The 18,334-nt window shown below is 72.8% G+C and carries 13 protein-coding genes and 2 pseudogenes; 6 read left to right on the forward strand and 9 right to left on the reverse strand.

Annotated elements, in window-relative coordinates; genetic code table 11:
• Nucleotides 1-55: 55 nt before the first annotated feature.
• The 3 genes and pseudogenes from WEB03_RS07890 to WEB03_RS07900 form a co-directional block, all read right to left on the reverse strand.
• Nucleotides 56-610: a DUF2293 domain-containing protein gene (locus tag WEB03_RS07890; RefSeq protein ID WP_368070403.1), complete on the reverse strand. Its 555-nt coding sequence runs from the start codon at nucleotides 608-610 to the stop codon at nucleotides 56-58.
• A 289-nt stretch (nucleotides 611-899) separates the two neighbouring features.
• A complete protein-coding gene (locus WEB03_RS07895; RefSeq protein ID WP_368070404.1) occupies nucleotides 900-1,475 on the reverse strand; it encodes a hypothetical protein in 576 nt (191 codons plus the stop codon).
• A gap of 104 nt (nucleotides 1,476-1,579) precedes the next feature.
• A pseudogene (locus WEB03_RS07900) lies at nucleotides 1,580-1,987 on the reverse strand (acyl-CoA dehydrogenase family protein); the annotation flags it as partial.
• A 70-nt stretch (nucleotides 1,988-2,057) separates the two neighbouring features.
• Here WEB03_RS07900 and WEB03_RS07905 point away from each other — a divergent pair.
• Entirely contained in the window at nucleotides 2,058-3,383 is a 1,326-nt protein-coding gene (locus WEB03_RS07905; RefSeq protein ID WP_368070405.1) for a DUF2786 domain-containing protein, read from the forward strand.
• A gap of 91 nt (nucleotides 3,384-3,474) precedes the next feature.
• On the opposite strand, the gene WEB03_RS07910 is transcribed toward WEB03_RS07905, so the two are convergent.
• Entirely contained in the window at nucleotides 3,475-3,870 is a 396-nt protein-coding gene (locus tag WEB03_RS07910) for a type II toxin-antitoxin system VapC family toxin (protein WP_368070406.1), read from the reverse strand.
• The gene (locus WEB03_RS07915; protein WP_368070407.1) at nucleotides 3,867-4,121 is read right to left on the reverse strand and encodes a type II toxin-antitoxin system Phd/YefM family antitoxin; all 255 of its coding nucleotides are present in this window, start codon (nucleotides 4,119-4,121) and stop codon (nucleotides 3,867-3,869) included. The genes WEB03_RS07910 and WEB03_RS07915 overlap by 4 nt, the downstream gene beginning before the upstream one ends.
• Before the next feature lie 388 nt (nucleotides 4,122-4,509).
• Here WEB03_RS07915 and WEB03_RS07920 point away from each other — a divergent pair, with 388 nt between their 5' ends.
• A complete protein-coding gene (locus WEB03_RS07920) occupies nucleotides 4,510-5,049 on the forward strand; it encodes a helix-turn-helix domain-containing protein (RefSeq protein WP_368070408.1) in 540 nt (179 codons plus the stop codon).
• 50 nt (nucleotides 5,050-5,099) lie between these two features.
• Here WEB03_RS07920 and WEB03_RS07925 read toward each other — a convergent pair whose 3' ends face one another.
• From WEB03_RS07925 to WEB03_RS07935, 3 genes are all read right to left on the reverse strand, one after another.
• Entirely contained in the window at nucleotides 5,100-7,967 is a 2,868-nt protein-coding gene (locus WEB03_RS07925; RefSeq protein WP_368070409.1) for a DUF6398 domain-containing protein, read from the reverse strand.
• 832 nt (nucleotides 7,968-8,799) lie between these two features.
• Nucleotides 8,800-9,219, reverse strand: coding sequence for a type II toxin-antitoxin system VapC family toxin (locus WEB03_RS07930; RefSeq protein ID WP_368070410.1), 420 nt, complete (start codon nucleotides 9,217-9,219; stop codon nucleotides 8,800-8,802).
• Nucleotides 9,216-9,443, reverse strand: a complete 228-nt coding sequence (locus tag WEB03_RS07935; RefSeq protein ID WP_368070411.1) for an Arc family DNA-binding protein — start codon at nucleotides 9,441-9,443, stop codon at nucleotides 9,216-9,218. Before WEB03_RS07935 ends, WEB03_RS07930 begins: the two co-directional genes overlap by 4 nt.
• A 130-nt stretch (nucleotides 9,444-9,573) precedes the next feature.
• Between WEB03_RS07935 and WEB03_RS07940 the strand changes: the two genes are divergently transcribed.
• The 4 genes from WEB03_RS07940 to WEB03_RS07955 are packed head-to-tail and all read left to right on the forward strand — an operon-like array spanning nucleotide 9,574 to nucleotide 17,936.
• Nucleotides 9,574-11,232, forward strand: coding sequence for a TIGR02677 family protein (locus tag WEB03_RS07940; RefSeq protein ID WP_368070412.1), 1,659 nt, complete (start codon nucleotides 9,574-9,576; stop codon nucleotides 11,230-11,232).
• The gene (locus WEB03_RS07945; protein WP_368070413.1) at nucleotides 11,229-12,464 is read left to right on the forward strand and encodes a TIGR02678 family protein; all 1,236 of its coding nucleotides are present in this window, start codon (nucleotides 11,229-11,231) and stop codon (nucleotides 12,462-12,464) included. The genes WEB03_RS07940 and WEB03_RS07945 overlap by 4 nt, the downstream gene beginning before the upstream one ends.
• Nucleotides 12,465-12,499: 35 nt before the next feature.
• Nucleotides 12,500-16,657 carry a TIGR02680 family protein gene (locus WEB03_RS07950; protein ID WP_368070414.1) on the forward strand — a complete coding sequence of 1,386 codons (4,158 nt, stop codon included), beginning with the start codon at nucleotides 12,500-12,502 and terminating at the stop codon, nucleotides 16,655-16,657.
• Nucleotides 16,650-17,936 carry a TIGR02679 family protein gene (locus WEB03_RS07955; protein WP_368070415.1) on the forward strand — a complete coding sequence of 429 codons (1,287 nt, stop codon included), beginning with the start codon at nucleotides 16,650-16,652 and terminating at the stop codon, nucleotides 17,934-17,936. The genes WEB03_RS07950 and WEB03_RS07955 overlap by 8 nt, the downstream gene beginning before the upstream one ends.
• Before the next feature lie 209 nt (nucleotides 17,937-18,145).
• On the opposite strand, the pseudogene WEB03_RS07960 reads toward WEB03_RS07955, so the two are convergent.
• A pseudogene (locus WEB03_RS07960) lies at nucleotides 18,146-18,334 on the reverse strand (class F sortase); the annotation flags it as partial.

Genomic DNA, 18,334 nt, shown 5'->3' on the forward strand with positions numbered 1-18,334 from the left:
CGAACGCCTGGACGACTGGTGGGTCGCCGGTCCGGCCCTCGGGGACCTCCGGTTCTCACCCGACCGCCCGAGGGTGCCGGCGGCCACGCTCCGCGGTCTCGAGCCGCTCGATCGCACGGTCGCGGGCCAACCGGTCGTCGAGGTGGTGGCCGCGGCCTACGACGCGATCACCGAAGCGGCTCGGACCCGCCTCACCGACGGTGCCGCGCGGGAGGATCGGACGCCCAGCGACCGTCGCCGTTGAGGTCGCACGTTGATCCCGGCGGCGCGCCGCCAGGGTGCTCATCGCCAGCTGCACGGTCCGGGGGCGCTGCGCCTCGGTCCGCTCCACCCCAGCCGTGAGGAGCGCGTCGTAGCTCGTGTCGCGGTGACGGACCGATGCGGCGACGGCCAGCTCGATGGTCGCGGGGGCGAGGACCTTGGCGGACGGCGTCCCGTGCGCGCTGGCTCGTTCCTCGACCTTCTTCCGTTGGGCCGACAGGTCTGGGGACTCCCAGTGGGTGCGGTACGACGCTTCGAGCGCGGGGTCTCCGCTGACGCTGAACCGCAGGGCTCGGCGGTCGCGAGCGCGCGCCACGTAGACGGTCTCGCTCGGGCGGAGTCCCTCCACCTGCGTCCACCGTCTGAGGACCTTCGTGGCTGATGATCTTGCCGAGCCCGCGTTCGTGACGGCCTCGAGGTGCTCGACCCGGCGCTGGCGCCAGCGGTCGAGGTGGGGCGGGGCCAGTCAACCGAGCCCGCCGAGCACGTCGATCGGCGCCACGTACCGCTTGTCGTCCAACGCGGACCGGGCCGCGCCGATCACGGGTGAGGTTGTACCACCGGCTCGCCCGGTTATTCGAGCGCGTCTCGACCCGGCACGTGGGGCCCGCCGCCGTAGGTCGCCCGGGACGAGGAGGTCAGGGGCCGATGGTGATCGTGCTGGTGACCGCCACGCGACTGGCGAGCGACGGTGCCACCTGCAGCCGGTGGCCCTCCTCGAGGAGGAAGGCGGCCACGAGCTTCGGGTGACGGCGTCGCGACCGGGGTGTGCGGGACATCGCCGTCCGTCCGAGGGCTTCGATGCCTGCGGTCAGGGGTGGCTGCAGCGGGTCGTCCCAGCTGAGCAGACCCTCCTCGTTCGGCAGGAAGGGGTGTTGGCGGTGGTGGACACGGCACCTGCCGCCGAAGGACCGCTCGGCGGTCACGACGTGCAGCGCGAAGCGGGGATCGGCATCGGCGGCGTCGGGTCGCAGGGCGAAGCACAGGCCGAGCGCTCGCGGTCGCAGGACCCGGGCGAGGTAGAGCAGTTCGACGAGGTGGTCGAGCCAGTGCTCGCCGGGCCGTCGGGGCCGAGCGTCGGCGGCGAGCACCGCCGCGTGGCGTCCGAGAAGGACGAGTCTGGTCGCGGGTGGACGGCCGGCGAGCACGTCGACCGCGGCCTCGACCCGGAACCGGTCGTCGAGGTCGTCGCGTGTCATCCCGTGGAGATCCATGGCTGGACCATCCCACACACGAGGTCGGTGGTGAGGTTCGGTTCGTCCAAGCCTGTGGATGAGGCGGACGGAGATGTGTCAGCCCGACCGGCGGTGTCGTGCGATCAGCGCAGGCCGAGGTCCTTGGCGATGATGGTCTTCATGATCTCGGTGGTCCCGCCGTAGATGGTGGTGATTCGCGCGTCGGCGTAGAGGCGTGCGATCGGGTACTCGGCGACGTAGCCGTAGCCGCCGAACAGCTGCAGGCACCGGTCGGTGACCCGCTTCTGCAGCTCGGTGGCCCACCACTTGGCCTTGGCCGCGTCGACGGCGGTGCGCGCGGCCGCGATCCCCGCGCTGGCGATCGACAGCCGTTCCTGGGCGAGGTTGGCGGTCAGGTACCGGAAGCCCTCGCCCTCCTGGCCGAGGAGGTTGTCGACGGGGACCTCGGCGTCGGCGAAGTGCAGCTCGGCGGTGTCCTGGGCGTGCAGGCCGACCTTGTGCAGGTTGCGTCCACGCTCGAAGCCGGGGGTGCGGCGAGTCGTCCACAGGGTCTGGTTCGGCATCCGTTGGGATGTCGTGGTCGTGTGACAGCATGGGCGCATGGGCAGGAACAACAAGCAACGACGGGCGGCCAACAAGCGCCGCAAGCAACGGGCGTCCCGGCCGCCGCCTCGGCGACCGGGTGGGACCGGCCCGTCCGGCGGTCCACGCCACGAGCGTTCCGGACCGGACCGGCAGGACGGTTCGCACGAAGCGTCGCGCGTCGAGGAGCTCCTACGAGCGGCCGTCGCCGCGTGGGGCCACGACCTGGCACGCTTCGCCGAGCTCCTCGACACGCTCACGGACCGGCTGCACCCGGCGCTCGACGCGGCGCAGGCGACCCTCGCCGCTGTGATGCCGCAGCTGTGGTCGCGTGGCTGGACGCCGGCCGAGCTCGTGCACGTCGTGTCACGCCAGCTCACCACCGCCCACGTCGAGGTGGTCGCCGAGCAGGCGGTCGCCGACGGGCGAGCTCGGCAGCGATGCGGGGAGTCGCTCCACCCCCGCTGGGCGGACCAGCTGGAGGAGCTCGAAGGGGCCGCGGCGTCCCGCTTGCCGCTCGACACCGACCGGCTGCGGCATCTCATCGAGGTGTTGGGCTTCCTCAGCCGGCTCCCGGTGATCCCCCACGCCATGCCTGCCCCGGACCAGCGTGGGACGCGGTCGGCCCCGGCGACGGGACACCTCGACGCTCGGATGCTCGGACGGGTCCGCGCGTTGCTCGCCAAGGCTGAAGCGACGAACTTCGAGGAGGAGGCCGAGGCGTTCACCGCCAAGGCGCAGGAGCTGATCGCTCGACACGCCATCGACGAGGCGTTGCTGCACGGGGTCGACGATGTCGGAGAGCCGTCGCTGCGGCGCATCCTGGTGGACGACCCGTACGCGGACGCGAAGGCTCACCTGATCGCGCAGGTGGCCGAGGTCAACCGGTGCCGGGTCGTGTACTCGAGCGGGCTCGGCTGGATCACGGCGTTCGGCTACGACCACGACCTCGACGCTGTCGAGTTGCTGGCCACCTCGCTGCTGGCGCAGGCGACGGCGGCGATGGTCCGACAAGGGCCACGCCGCGATGGGGCCGGCCGATCGCGGACCCGCTCGTTCCGCCGATCGTTCCTGTACGGCTTCGGGCAACGCATCGGTGAGCGGCTGCGACGCGCGACCGAGGAGCAGGTCGCGGCGTCCGGCGACGACGGCCGGCTCCTGCCGGTGCTGGCAGCCCGCGACGACCGGGTGGAGGCCGCGGCGCGCGATGCCTTCCCCGAGCTCGTGCAGAAGACGACCTCGATCAGCAACGGCTCCGGCTGGTCGGCGGGCCGCGTCGCAGCGGAGCAGGCGAACCTCGAGGTCGGGCGCCGCCGGCTCGACGCGAGCGGTGTCGGCGCGTAACGATCTGCACCGCCGCCGAGCGCTTCCGCTGCGGAGCATTGGGAGGCCGCTCGGCATCAGCCGAGGTTGAGCTCGCTGGCCGTGGTCTCCGTCAGCTGCCGGGTGCCACGACCCGGACTCCGAGCGACTCGGCCGCTGCGGTCAATCGAACGTCGTAGGTGAGCAGCGACTCCGCGTCGAGTCGCAGGACGGTCGCCAGGTGCAGGGCGTCGAGGCTCCGCAACGTGCCGCCGGGCAGGATGCCAGCCTCGTGGAACAGCGCGCGGTCGGGTTCGACCAGTTCGAGACGATCGAGGATCTCGGTGACGGCCACCTGAGAAAGCTGCTCACGCACCGCGAACCGCCGCAGCTCGGTCTCGAGCAAGAGGTTGGAGGCGATGATGCCGCCCGACCAGACCTGTTCGTCGAGCCAGCCCGCAACCGCTGACGACTCCGGTTCCTCGACCAGCAGCTTCGCTGCAGCCGAGGTGTCCACGTAGGTGGTCATCGATCCGCGCGCAGCTCGTCGAGCACCTCACCGCTCGGGGTCTGACGGGTTGCTCGCGGCAGCGCGCCGAACCCTCCCCTCGTCCTGGCGGTCCGTACCCGCAGCGTGTCGCGGGGGTGGCGAGCGGGCGGCACCAAGAGCGCGACGACCTCGCCGCGGTTGGTGACGGCGATGGTCTCGCCGGCCTGTACCTCACGGAGGATGCGACCGCTGTCGTTGCGCAGCTCACGGTGGGGCACGGTTCGTGTCATCGCCGACCCTCGTGATCGAGTGTCGCAAACGTAGCACGCAAGGTTCCAGCGGGTGGCTCAGGAACGGGGAACGGGAGTCAGAGGACGATCCTGGCAAGCAGGGCCAGGCCGAGCGGAGTTCGTGCGCAGCGAGTGCCTGAGCCGAACCGGCCCGGTCGCGCGCCGGGATGACCGGGACTGCGCTTCGCCCAGCCAGTGGATGATGCCGGCGATGCCGGCGATGCTGGCATGACGGAGCTGTGTCGCGAGCAGACCGCTGGAAGCGCACCGCACGGGGGAACGCGGCCCGTCCACACACCACGGAGCTGGTGACGTCACATCCACCGATCTGGCATCGGCCGCGGCTACGAGAGGACACGCCCGGAGGACCAGCGAGGAGGAGACCGCCGTGGACGAGCGGTTCGATGACCAGCAACTCCGGGAGCGGATCCGCAGCCTGCGATCGGACGGGCTGTCGACCAACGCGATCGCTCGTGAGCTGGGTGTGGCCCGCGGCCGGATCGCGCCGCTGGTGCGCGAGCTGGCCAGGGAGCGGACCCAGCGCAGCCAGACCCTCGTGGACACCTACTGCCTCGGGGTCAAAGATGCGCTCGGACCGCGGGTCACCAGCCGTCGCGGGCTCGAGCGGTTCGCCAGCCGCTACTCCGAGCCGTTCGACGGTGGTCGCGTCGAGGCGCCGGTCGAGCTCGCTCGTCACCTGGTCTGGGGTGGCGCCGCCTACGCGGTCGATCTCGGGTTCGAGCCGCATCCGGACTTCTGGCCGGCCGCGGGTCACCTCGAGGCGCTCGACGGACCCAGCGACATCGGCTTCGGGCTGCACGGCAAGCCCTCCTACGTCTCGGGCCCCTTCGACGACGTCGCGCGGATCCTGGACCACAGCGTTGGCATGGACAGCGCCCACGTCACACTGGTCGCACCGCTCGAGTAGACGGTCGCGCCGTCAGTCGGTGAGCTGGTTCGCGAACGAGGTGTCGGTGGTCACCGGTCGACGTCGCGGGCCACCGCGCGGAGGTCGAAGGCCTCGGGGTCCCAGTCGCCGAGCCACTCGGCCCGGTCGTGGGGGTCGGCACCACCCTGGGCGATCTCGAGGCAGTCGTGGTAGCCGGGCAGGCCGCCGCAGTCCTCGGGCGGGAAGGCCCGCGCGCCGTCGAGGAGCCGTAGCTGGTGGTCCACCGGTTCGGTGATGCGGTCCACCACCCGGATGTCGTGGACCCACCCGTCGCCGAAGTCGTACTCGTACACGCAGTGGTCCCTGCCGCTGAAGTAGCTGTCGATCTGGACGGTCGTGGCGTCGGGCGCCGGTACGCTGAAGGGGGCGTCGAACGGGACACCGGCGACCTCTGTGCCGTCGGCTGTCCGGAACGCGAATAGGTGGTCGTTCTCCCAGCCGCAGACCGCCTGCAGCGCGAGGTGGAGGTCGGCGAACGTGGACCCCGCCGCGATCTGGAACCGTCGCCAGATCCGGGGCTTCACCCCCGCGAGGTCGACCTCGAGCTCGTAGGCGTGCACCTCCTCGGCGCCCGTGCCGGTCGGGACGGGTCGGTGGTCAGGATCGATGGGGACCGTCCCGCAGCAGCGCTTGTACTTGCGTCCGCTGGCACACCAGCAGGGGTCGTTGCGGCCCGGTGGCCACTCGCTGCCTGCGCCCTGCCGGTCGAGCTCGGCGGCGAGCGTGGCGCGGGCCTGCGACCCGCCCGGGTCCAGGCCCACCTGCTCGGCATGCTCCTCGAGTGCTGCGGTGGTCACCGGCACGAGCACGGGATGGCGCCCGAACTCACGGGCGAGGTCGAGCAAGGTGCCCTGCACCACCCGGGCGTACTCCTGGTGGTCGCGGGTGCCGACGCGGTCGGCCAGCGCGGGCCACCGGTCGATGGCCGTGGCGAACTGCTCGGGCGGGAACCAGGCCACCGCCAGCACGTCCATCGGTTCCGGCGTCCGCCACGGCTGCGCCGGTGCCGGGTCGGCGCCACGCTCAGGGAGCCCTTCGTGACGGAACGCCTCGTCGAGGTCCTGCGGTCGGACGTCGCGCCACGAGGCGACGTCCTCGTCATCGAACTCGGGATCGAGCCAGTCGTCACCAGCCGCGAGCCCCTCGAGCACGGCGGCCATGTCCTCGTCCCGCCCGAGGTACGCACGCGCGGCATCACGCTGCTGGACGAACTGCCGGCGCCGCTCACCGGTCAGCAACCGGGAGGTGCCCAGCGAGATGCCCTGGTGGGCATCACCGTCGACGTCGAGCGCCTGCAGCATCCGTCGCGCCCGCTGGGACGGGCTCCCCGAGACACCGAACCACTCGGTCATCTCCCCGATCGACCAGCCGGCACCCCAGGAGTCGAACAGGCCGTTGGCCCTGCCGACGATCCAGGCGATGGCAGCCGCAGCCGTGCGGGCGTGTCCGCGGCCGGTGAAGATCCCCGGGTCCGTGGCCGCGACGTCGGCGAGCACGCGGCGACAGACCGTGCGCACCTCGACGTCGCCGAGCACCTCGGCGCACCACCGGTCGGCGAGGTCGAGGACCTCCCCGACAGGCTCCCGTGCCACAGCGGGGACCCGCTCCCAGTCGAACAGCTCATCGGGGAGCGGCGCCGTTCCCAGCCCGTCGAGCGCATCGGCGCCACCGACATCGGTCTCCAACCGCTGCAGCATCGCGCGGAAGTGCTGCGCCAGCGGATCGGCGTCGCCGAGCAGGCCCGCCAGGTCGGGATCGAGGTCGTCGTCGAGCACCCCCATCGCCGCCAGCAGCGCCGCCGGGCCTCGCGGCCGGTCGCTACGGATCAGGTCCTGGTACTCGGGCTCGTCCTCGTCGACGGCATCCAGCGCCAAGCGGGTCAACTCGTCGGACACGCCCCGCTCGTGGTGTCCGAACCGGATGAGGGCACGCAGCAGCTCAGGGGCAGCGGCGAGGTACTCGGCGTCGGCGATGATCTTGCGGGGCAGCCAGTCGGTGAGGAGCAGTTCGACCTCGGCGGTGCTCCACGTCAACGGATCGCCGGTGCCGTAGTCGCAGCCGTACCACAGCAGCGAGTCGAGCAGGCCGTGACCGTCCTGGTCGTCGTGGTCGCGTCCGTACGGCGAGGCGAAGAACGCGCGGGTGATCGCCGCCCGCTCGGCGTCGTTGACGTCCGGTCGGGTTCGCCCCTCCCCGCCAGTCGGGAGCTGGCGGAGCACCCACGAGATCAACGGCCGGACGGCCGGCCACGTGTCGGTCTCGAACGGTGGGACGGTGATGCGGCCCGTCGCGACGGCCTCCTCGATGCGGGCTCGTGCGTCGGCGAGGTCGATCGTCGCGACGGTGACCTCGGGATCGTCGGGATCGTCGAGCTCATCGGCGGCCACGTCGACCGGGCCCGGGTAGCAGAACCCCTCGGTTGCGACCGTCCCGAGGGTGTGGTCGATCTCGACCACCGCCGTGGTCTCGGCGCCGGCAGCGGTGCGTAGGCCGATCAGGACCATCGTGAACGCACCCAGCGGATGCGCCGCCAGGCGTGCGTCCACAGGCTGCACCGCTGCGAGCTGGACCAACCAGGCCGGCAGCCGGTGGTCGCGCCCCACCAGGTCGCGGCGGACCCGACGGACCAGAACTTCGTCGTCGGAGAGCTCGGCGATCACGACCAGCAGGGCGGTGGTCTCGAGCCGATCGACGGCGGCGAACGTGTCGACGAGCCCGGTCAGGCTCACCTCGGGCGCCGGCTGCGTCCAGATGGCCGGCCCGGGATCCTCGACCGCGTCGAGCAGGCCGCTGACGTAGGTCAGCAGCGGTAGGGGGTGGTGCTCGGCGAGCAGGTCGCGGACCTCGGCGAGGAGGTCGGGCTCCTGCGGCTCCGCCTGGCCCCCGACCGGGCGCAACGCTCCACCTCGACGTGGCTTCCGGGCCATGAGTGGTCTCCCGTTCATCCGGCATCGTCGGACGGTACCGAGATGGTCCGCGGTGGTCGCCATTCGCCGCGCTTGCTGCTGCTGATCCGGAGGTGTCACGCTCCTCGACGAGAAGGTGGTGGAGGTGCCGGATCGGTGTGATCCCAGTTCGGGGCACGAGCGGCTACGCGTGGAGGTCGATCGGCTCCGCCAGGACAACGCGCGGCTACGGCAGCTGGTGGGGCTCGACCCGACGAGCCGCTGCCGCAGGAACCTGCGCGACCGACGTCGGTCGCGTTGCGGTCGATCCAGCCGGATCCGGTGGATGGACGTTCCCCGCTGTCCGAACGGGTGCGGCTGTTCCGGTCGTTGTTCCGTGGCCGCGAGGACGTCCACGCGGTGCGCTGGAGCACTTCGCGCGGTGAGGCTGGGTACGTGCCGGCCGTGGCCGGGGGGTGGCGGAAGGGCCGGCCGAGCCGGGAGCGTCGGTACCTGCCGGTGACCAACGAGGTCGTCCGGCGCCATCTGTCCGGTGAGGACACGGTCGGGCTGTACCCGCTGCTCGAGGACGACTCCTGTTGGCTGCTGGCAGCCGACTTCGACGGCACGGGCTGGCAGCTCGACGCACTTGCGTACCTGGATGCCGCTGGTGAACTGGACCTTGCGGCGCACCTCGAACGCAGCAGGTCGGGTCGTTCCTGTCACGTGTGCACGAGGGGATGCTGGCGGGCCGGTCGTCAGCTGGTCGCGGGAAGGCGGGCCATGCTGGCGCGAGCGGAGCTGGTCGGCGACTGCTGCTGGGCGTTCGCGTCCCGTGCACCGGTCAGCTGGAGGTCGACCACGGGTCGATCAGGTCCAGGTCGAGCCCGGTGAAGTCGGTCGTGTCGCGTGTCGCGAGGGTCGCGCCGCGCGCGGTGCAGATCGCGGCGATCATGCCGTCCTCGACGGCGAGTGGCCGGCCGGCAGCGCGCCGTCGTTCCTGCAACCGTGCGTAGTGGCGTGCGGCCGGCTCGTCGTAGGCGAGCACGGCACCGGCGAAGGTCCGCAGCGTCGACTCGATCGCCTCCAGCAGGCCCTGGCGGCGTCGCCCGGTCGGCAGGGCTCGGACACCGGTGAGCAGCTCGCCGACGCTGACCGAGGTCACACCGGCCACCTCATCGAGTGAGCCGAGCCAGGCGAGCACGTGCTCGTCGGGCCTGATCTTGAGCGGCTCGGACAGCACGTTGGTGTCGAGCACGATCATCCGAGATCGACCGGGCGGGGCTCGGAGCGCTCCGGCAGCGGGATCTCGTCGCCTCGCAGGTGATGGGTGGCCGTGACCCACGCCTGTGCCAGCCCGCCTCGGGTGAGCGCAGCGGTCAGGATCGCGCGCACCTCGGCTTCCATCGACCGGCCATGGTCGGTCGCTTGCCTCTTGAGCAGACGCTGTACCTCGTCATCGAGGTTGCGCACCGTGATGGTCGCCATGACTGACCTCCCGGACCGCCAGCAGATAGTGCTGTCAATGCTAGCACGAAGGAGCCGTGGTGCGAGTAGGTGACGATCACCTCCCAGCCTGGGGACGGGACGTCGCGGTGATGGCCCGGCGGCCCGGTCGGTGGATACCGTCACGGGGACGATCCGTCAGTACGACGTCGGCCAGATCAACACAGGGGAGTGCGTGTCCACTGACCAGTTGACGGTGTTCGCGTACCTGACCGCCGAGAAGGCCGAGCGCTACCGGCAGGTCATGCGCGCGTTCCTGCACGCCAAACAACGGTTCGTGCTGCACCTACGCCCCGACGAGGTCGTGACCTCCCTGCACGACGATGGGACCGCCGTCGACCGCGACGGCGTGCAGACGCTGCTGGCCCAGCTGGTCGAGTGGGGCAACCTGCGGGCCGACCCGGACACCGCCGAGGTCGCCACCGTCGAGGAGTTCTACCGCGCCCGGTTCCTGTACCAGCTCACGCTCGAGGGGGAGGCGGCCGAGCGTGCCGTCGCCCACTTCGAAGACCTGCTGGTGGTCCCCGGCGAGCTGCAGACCTCGGCGCTCGCGGATATCCAGGAGCTGTTGGCCGAGCTGCTGGGCCTGGCCCGTGCTGAGGCTCCGGACCCGGGCAAGGTCCACCGGTCGCTGACCACGCTCACGACCCGCCTCGAGGAGCTGACCGACCGGGCCCGCACTTTCATCACCGGGCTGCAGCGCACCGTCGACCTGCACGGCATCGACCTCGAGGCCTTCCTCGCCTACAAGGACCGGCTGATCGAGTACCTCGAGCGGTTCATCGGCGACCTCGTGGTGGCCCAAGGGCGCATCGCGACGCTGCTCGCCGACATCGACGCGGCCGGCTCGGCCCGGTTGCTGGCACTGGCCGCCGAGCGGGACCTGGCCGACCGGCTCGAGGTCACCGAGGCGGACCGTGCGGCGGTCCACGCCCGTTGGAGCGATCGGTGGGCGGGGCTGACCGCCTGGTTCGTCGCGCCCACCGACGACCGGGCCCAGGCCGACGTGCTCCGGGAGCGGGCGCGTCGAGCCATCCCGGCGTTGCTGCAGGCCGTGAGCCAGATCAACCAGCGACGGGTATCGCGGACCGACCGGCCCGCGGACCTTCGCACCCTGGCCCGCTGGTTCGCCCAGTGCCCCAGCGATGCCGACGCCCACCGGCTGTGGCGCGCCGCGTTCGGTCTCAGCCCCTCGCGTCACCTCAAGGTCGACGGGGACACCCTCGACGCCCGCGCCGACGAGCCGGTGCGTGCGTCGATCAGCTGGTTGGACGCGCCACCGCTGCAGGTCTCGCCCCAGCTGCGTCGCACCGGCCACTACGTGCGTCGCGGCCGTCCCGCCAGCATCGTGGATCGCTCGGCGGAGAAGGCGCTGCTCGCCCGGCAGGCCGAGCTGGAGACCGCCCAGCTGGCCGACGCGCGCGCTCAGCTGGTCACCGACGGCACCGTCCGGCTGTCGGAGCTGGGCCACCTCGACCCGGCGGCCTTCGGCGCGTTCCTCGACCTGCTCGGCGAGGCCCTGTCCGCCTCGGCGCCAGGGGTCGCAGGCCCCGACCGCGCCGTCCGCGTCACCTCCGCTGATGGCGGGCTCGAGATCCGTCTGACCCCCACCGACGATGACCGGCAGGCGACCATCGTCACGACCGACGGGGCGCTGATCGGTCCCGATCACCACGTGGCCATCGTCGACCTCACCGGCACCGACCTTGGCCGGCCACGGAGGGCGACGGCCGCCGACGACGTGCTCGTCCCCGAGGAGGTCGGCGCGTGAGTACACCTTCGACGGAGGTCCACGACCGACGTGACCAGCAGGAGCGGCACGAACGCCGCCGCGCAGCCCGGGCGCTGCTCACCTCGCCGCTACTGCACGCCGACCGCGACCTCGATGCCTTCCGGCTGGTGCGTCGTCACGCGGACTGGCTCCGCCGGTGGTTCGCCCACGAGGCCGGCTGGACGTTGACGGTCGACACCACCCTCGCCCGGCTGCGCAAGGTCCCCGCCACCCTCGATGACGGCAGCCGCCCCGCCCGTGCCCGACCGGCCGACCCGCCGTTCTCGCGGCGCCGCTACGTGCTGCTGTGCTTGGCGCTGGCGAGCTTGGAAACCGCCGATCGGCAGGTGGCGCTGGGCAAGCTCGCCGACCTCATCGTCGGATCGGTCGCCGCCGACCCGGAGCTGGGCGAGGCTGGCATCGCCTTCGAGCTCGACACGCGCGACCAGCGCCGTGACCTGGTCGCCATCGTCCGCCTGCTGCTGCAGCTCGGCGTGCTCCGCCACGTCGATGGTGCCGACGCGGACTACGTCGCGGGGACCGGCGATGCGCTGTACACCATCGACCGCACCGCGCTGTCGGCCGTGCTGGTCGCCCGCCGGCCCCCGTCCGGCGTCGAGGCCGTCGACCCCGATGCGCGGCTGGTCGCGCTGACGGCCGAGGTCGCCCCCGACACCCCGGAGGCTCACAACCGCGCGATCCGCACCCACCTCACGCGCCGGCTCCTCGACGACCCCGTCGTCTACCTCGACGACCTCGACGACGAGCAGCGGGCCTACCTGACCAGCCAACGCCCCCGTCTGATCGCCGCCGTGACCGAGGCGACGGGCCTGGAACCCGAGGTCCGCGCCGAGGGCATCGCCATGGTCGACGAGCGTGGCGACGCCACCGACCTCGAGGTGCCCGATCAGGGGACCGACGGCCACCTCACGCTGCTCGTCGCCGAGAAGCTCGCACGCCGGCTCCGCGACGAGCCGGGGGTGGTGGTCGCGACGGGCGAGGTCGAGGCCGTCGTCGCCGACCTCATCACCGAACACGCCGACCACTGGCGTCGCGATGTGCGCGATGCCGGCGCGGAGATCCGGTTGAGCGCCGAGGTCCTCGACCGCCTCGCCGCGGTCGGGCTGGTGCGCACCGTGCAGACCGGCGTGGTCCCCCGCCCCGCGATCGCCCGGTACGTCGTCGCCGCTCCCACCCTGCCCGCTGCTGTCCCCTCCCTCTTCGAGGCCTGACCGTGCACGCATCCTCGAACGGCCGTGGTGTGTCGTTGCCCGCCCCCGCCACCTCCCGGTGGCAGCCGCTGCGCATCGGGCTACTCAACCTCTACCGCTTCGACGACGAGGAGTTCCGCTTCGCTGGCGGGCGGCTGCTGCTGCGCGGCAACAACGGGACCGGAAAGTCGCGCGTGCTCGCCCTCACCCTGCCGTTCCTGCTCGACGGCGAGGTGAGCTCGCACCGGCTCGAACCGGACGGGGACACGGCCAAGCGCATCGAGTGGAACCTGCTGCTCGGCCGCCACGACGACCGCCTCGGCTACTCGTGGATCGAGTTCGGCCGCCTCGACGCGGGCACGCCGCGTTTCTGCACGCTCGGTATCGGCATGCGCGCCGTGAAGGGCCGCGGCCTCGCGTCCAAGTGGTGCTTCGTCACCGATCAGCGGATCGTCAACGTCCGCGGCCATGACGGCGAGGTCGGCGAGGTCGGCGAGGTCGGCGAGGTCGGCGAGGTCGGCGAGGTCGGCGAGGTCGGCGAGGACCTCCGAGTCGCCGCCGACACGCTGTCGCTGGTCGCCGACGCCGGGCAGGCGCTCACGCGCGATCGGCTCCGGTCCGGCCTCGAGGGACACGGCGAGGTCTTCGACACCGCGCAGGCGTACCGCGCCGAGGTCGACCGCCGGCTGTTCGGCCTCGGCGAGCACCGCTACGGCGCGCTCGTCGATCTGCTCATCCAGCTGCGTCGCCCCCAGCTGTCCCGCCAGATGGACGAGCAGGCGCTCTCCGATGCGCTCAGCGAGGCGCTGCCGCCCCTCCCACGCGCGGTGATCGGCGACGTCGCGGAGGCGTTCCGGACGCTCGAGGCCGACCGGGAGCAGCTCGACGCCTTCTCCACGGCCGCCGAGGCGACCGCCACGTTCCTGGACACCTACCGTCGGTACGCCGCGGTCGCGACCCGCCGTCGAGCGCTCGAGGTCACCGCCACCCACGGCGAGTACGAGCGGACCCAACGTCGGTTGCGCGATGCCGAACGTGAGCGTGGCGAGGCGGACGCGCGGCTCGCCGAGCTCACCGCACGACGTGACGCCGCCCGCCACGACGAACGGCGCCACACCGAGGAAGCCCGCACGCTGGAGGCGTCCCCGGCCATGGACCGCGTCCGGGAGCTCGAGCACGCCCGGCGCGCCGCCTCCGACACCGCAGAGCGGGCCGGCGACGTCGAGGCCGACCGGGACCGCGCCGATCGAGGAGTGGCCGAGCACCAGACCCGGGTCGCCGCGTCGGCCGACCGTCTGGCCGACGCGCGTGCGACCGTCGTCCGTGCCACCGAGCTGGCCAGCGCGGCCGCCGCGTCGGCCGTGCTCGCGACGGAGCACGTCCGTGCCGTCGCCGACCTCGAGGCGACCGGCCTGCGCGACCTCGCCACGATCGACCGGGCGCGTGCTTCGGCCGAGCAGGCCGTCACCCGCCGTCGTGACGCGCTGACCCACCTGCGCAACCTGCGCGCCACCGTCGTCGCGGCAGATTCGCAGCTCACCACCGTGCGCCACCGCCGTGACGAGCTCGCCGGCCAGCTCGACACGGCTCGTGACGACGAGCGCGACGGCGCCGCCGCACGCGAACGGGCGGTCGGCGACGTGGTCGCCGACTACCGGCGGTGGATCGCCGACCTGCGCGAGCTGTCGGTCCCGTCGGCCGACGAGCTGGCGTGGGAGCTCGAGACGTGGCGGGACGCCCAGGCGGACCGCTCACCGCTGGTCCGCGCCGTCGAGCACGCGGTCACCACGGCCACCACGCAGCTGGCCGACGACCGGGCGACGATCAACGCGGCGCGTGCGGACGCGGTCGCCCGCCACGACGAGCTGGCTGCGGAGCGGGCAGCGGTCGCCGCCGCTCGCCACCTGCCGCCACCGCCACCCCACACCCGGGACCCCCAGACCCGCGCCGCTCGCCCCGGCGCCCCCCTGTGGCAGCTGGTCGAGCCGGCGGCCGACCTCGACCCCGAGCGGACCGCCGGGTACGAAGCCGCCCTGGAGGCGGCGGGCCTCCTCGACGCGTGGGTCACGCCCGACGGCGAGGTCCTCGAGGCGGGCACCGACGACGTCGTGCTCGTGGTCGGCGATCTGTCGCCGGCCGCCGACGGGGGGCTCGGCGCGGTGCTCGTCCCCGCCATCGACGGCGAGGACCGCCAAGCGTCCGCCGTCGGGGCCGACACGGTCGCGGCCATCCTGGCGCGCATCGGCAGGCGCCCCGCCGTCGGCACCCTCTGGGTCGCCAACGACGGCAGCTACCGCAACGGTCCGCTGCACGGCAGCTGGACCAAGCCCGCCGCCGAGCACCTGGGCCACGCCGCGCGGGAGGCCGCCCGTCGCCACCGGCTGTCGGACCTCGACCGCCGACGCTCCGAGCTCGACGCCACCCTGGCTGCGCTCGGCGCCGACCGCGACCGCGTCGCCGGACGGGCGGACCAGCTGGCCCACGAGCGCGACACCGCCCCGACCGACACCCCGATCCGCGACGCCGCTGCGGCCCACGTCGCCGCCATCCGCCAGGTCGCCGCCCTGCGTGACCGTCTCGCCGAGGCGGACGCCAGCGTCGCCGCCGCAACGGCGCGGCTGGACCAGGCCCGCGCCGCCAGCGACCAGGCCGCCACCGACCTCGGCCTGGCGGAGCACGCCGACGATCTCGACCGTCTCGCCAACGCACTGGCCGACCACGAGACGGCGCTGGCCGGCCTGTGGCCGACCCTGGTCGCCCACGCGGGGAACCTGGCGGACCACGACCGGGTGCAGAGTGACCTCGAGGCGGCGACGACCGACCTGCAGCGCCACGCAGACCGCGCTCGGCAGGCGCGCGACGCCGCCGTGGCCGCGGCGACCCGGCGTGACACCCTCGAAGCCACCGTCGGTGAGGAGGCCGACCAGCTGCTGGCACGGCTGGAACGCGCCCGGTCCGACCTCGTCGCAGCGACCGCGCGACGCGAACGGTTCGACGAGGACCGGGTGGTCGCCGCCGGCGCCCGCGAGGCGGCCCAGCAGCGGATGGACGACCTCGCCGAGGCGCTCGACGACCAGACGGGACGCCGCGCCGAGGCCATCAGACGGTTGGCCGCCGCCGATGGTGCCGGTCTGTTCCCGGTCGCCGGACATCCGGTGGCCGAGCCCACCGACGGGCCGGCGGGCGTGTGGTCGGCCGATCGCGGCGTGCGGGTGGCGCGTCGCATCGACCAGGCGCTGGCCGAGACCACGGTCGATGATGCCAGCTGGAGCCGGGTCCAGCGCGGCATCCACGGCCACTACGCCGACCTCGAGCACGCGCTTCTCCCCCACGACCTGCACCCGACGGCGTCGCTGGTGGACGACCTGTTCGTGGTCACCGCCCCGTTCCAGGGTGCAGCCCGGTCGATGCCGTCACTGCACGGCTTGCTGGTCGACGAGGTCACCAACCGGCGCGCCCTGCTGACCGCCCGGGAACGCGAGGTCCTGCAGAACCACCTCATCGGTGATGTCGCCGCGCACCTGCACCGGCTCCTGCGTGCCGGCGAGGACTGGGTCAAGGAGGTCAACGCCGAGCTCGACCGCATGCCCACCTCGACGGGGATGAAGCTGCGGTTCGCCTGGCACCCGCGTGCCGACCTGCCCGCCTTCGGCGCCGCACGTCGACACCTGCTCGCCCACCACGCCGGGTGGACGCCCGCGCAGCGCGACGAGATCGGCGCGTTCCTGCAGCAACGGATCGCGCAGGTCCGCGAGACGGACCCGACCGGCACGTGGCAGGCGCACCTCGAGGCCGCGCTCGATCATCGGGGGTGGCACCAGTTCGTGGTCGAGCGCCAGCAGGACGGTCAGTGGGAGCGGTTGACCCGCCGCAGCCACGGCACCGGCTCGGGCGGCGAGAAGGCGCTCGCCCTGACCATCCCGCAGTTCGCCGCCGCCGCAGCCCACTACCGCTCCGCCGACCCGCACGCACCGCGGCTGATCATGCTCGACGAGGCGTTCGTCGGCATCGACGCCAGCATGCGCGCCAAGTGCCTCGGTCTGCTCGAGCAGTTCGACCTCGACCTGGTCATGACCAGCGAGCGGGAGTGGGGCTGCTACCCGACCGTTCCCGCCCTCGCGATCGCGCAGCTGGCGACGCGAGCCGGGATCGACGCGGTGGGGGTCTCCCGGTGGGTGTGGAACGGGCGAGAGCGAGTCCGGGCGGATGCCTGAGGCCTCCGCCCGGCGTGGCAGCGATGACGCGGTCGACCTGGCGCGGCTGGAGGCCCTGCTCGGTGGTGAGGACCTGGCCCGGCTCCGCGGTCGGGTGCGCCGCCGGCTCGAGCTCGGTGGCGACGCAGCGGGTTCGATCAGCTTGGCCGACCCCTCGGACCGGGAGCGGGCCGCCGTCGACCGGTTGCTCGGTCGCCGGCCGTCGAGCGGTGCGTCGGTGACGGTGCCGTTGCACGAGGTCGGCCGGCTGCTGGCCGCGGCCGGGGTGTGCGCCGGCTGGCGGCAGGCCATCGAGGCGCTCGACGGCCCCATCGTCGACCACGTGGGGCGGCGTCGCACGACCGAGGAGGCCTGGGCTGCGGTGCTCCACGACCTCGATGGCCTCGATGGCCTCGATGTCGAGGAGTCGTGGCTCCGCGGCTGGGGTGAGGAGCTACGCGCGACGGGTCTGCTACGACGCATCTCCGATGGTCCGGAGCACGCGGCCGACCTGCTGGCACGTGCACGGGGCGTGCTCGCCGGCCTGCCCGTCTCGGGTGTCCGGCTGGCCCGCCTGGCCGCCGAGACGCTCGGTGACAGCCACGGCCTCGACGCCGACCGACCGGAGGCCACACTGGTGCTCAAGGCGCTCCAGCAGCGCTACCTGCCGCCCGACGAGCGCGGCCCGCTGCCCACCGGCGCCGACCGCCGGGCGCTGTGGGCGGCGGCCGGTGTGCTGCTCGACGAGCTCGCGGCTCCCGCCCTGGTGTGGAACCTCGCCGCCAGCGGCCGGGGGCCGGTCGACCGCACGCTCCAGGCCCACGCGGACGTCGGTGAACCCGTCCGTCTCACCCTGGGTTCCCTGCTGCGCCACCCGCCGACGCTGACCGGGCTCGCCGGATGCACCGTCCACGTCTGCGAGAACCCCACCGTGGTCGCCGCGGCCGCGGACACGCTCGGAGCGACCGGCGCACCGCTGGTGTGCACCGACGGGCAGCCATCCGCTGCGGTGCAGACCCTGCTGCGACAGCTGGCGGCCGTCGGAGCCGGCCTCCTCCACCACGGCGACTTCGACCGCGGGGGCCTGCGCATCGCCAGCACCGTCATCGAACGGTTCGGCGCACGCCCGTGGCGCATGGACATCGCGGCCTACCGATCGGCGCCGTCCGGCCCGCCGCTCGCAGGGCATGTCACCGGTGTCCCGTGGGCACCGGCTCTGGCCGACGCGATGAACGTCCGCGGCGTCGCCGTCCACGAGGAACAGGTGCTCGACGATCTCGTCGACGATCTCCGCCGGTAGCCCCGCGTCACCGAGCTGTCGTTCAGGCAGCGACTGCACCTGGCACCCCTCCTCCCGTGGGCGCTCAGTCTGATCGCGTCGTTCCGGGTGCACTCCGGAAGGCTGAAACTGTGGATCGTCGTGGATCGCCTCTATCCGCGGGGCCGTCGGTTCAGATCCGATCACCTCCACCCACGAACGCCCGTCCCCGGACGGGGCGTTCGCGCGTCTCAACCGGCGAGCTCGGCGAAGATGACGTGGTTGTCCTCGTAGGTGCGCCGCTCCCGATCGAAGTCGCCGCCGCAGGTGATCAGCCGCAACCCCGCGTGATCGAGGTCGCCGTAGACCTCGGCGGTGGGGAACTCGGTCTTCGCGAACCGTTCGACCCGCGTGACCACGAACCGCGCCGTGCTGCCGTC

This window comes from Nitriliruptor sp., assembly GCF_040882075.1.
Classification (GTDB): Bacteria; Actinomycetota; Nitriliruptoria; order Nitriliruptorales; family Nitriliruptoraceae; genus Nitriliruptor.

Coding starts and splice junctions, on each gene's coding strand:
- WEB03_RS07905 (WP_368070405.1), top strand. CDS start 2,058: ATGGGCAGGAACAACAAGCAACGACGGGCGGCCAACAAGCGCCGCAAG.
- WEB03_RS07915 (WP_368070407.1), bottom strand. CDS start 4,121: ATGACACGAACCGTGCCCCACCGTGAGCTGCGCAACGACAGCGGTCGC.
- WEB03_RS07910 (WP_368070406.1), bottom strand. CDS start 3,870: ATGACCACCTACGTGGACACCTCGGCTGCAGCGAAGCTGCTGGTCGAG.
- WEB03_RS07895 (WP_368070404.1), bottom strand. CDS start 1,475: ATGGATCTCCACGGGATGACACGCGACGACCTCGACGACCGGTTCCGG.
- WEB03_RS07955 (WP_368070415.1), top strand. CDS start 16,650: ATGCCTGAGGCCTCCGCCCGGCGTGGCAGCGATGACGCGGTCGACCTG.
- WEB03_RS07935 (WP_368070411.1), bottom strand. CDS start 9,443: ATGGCGACCATCACGGTGCGCAACCTCGATGACGAGGTACAGCGTCTG.
- WEB03_RS07930 (WP_368070410.1), bottom strand. CDS start 9,219: ATGATCGTGCTCGACACCAACGTGCTGTCCGAGCCGCTCAAGATCAGG.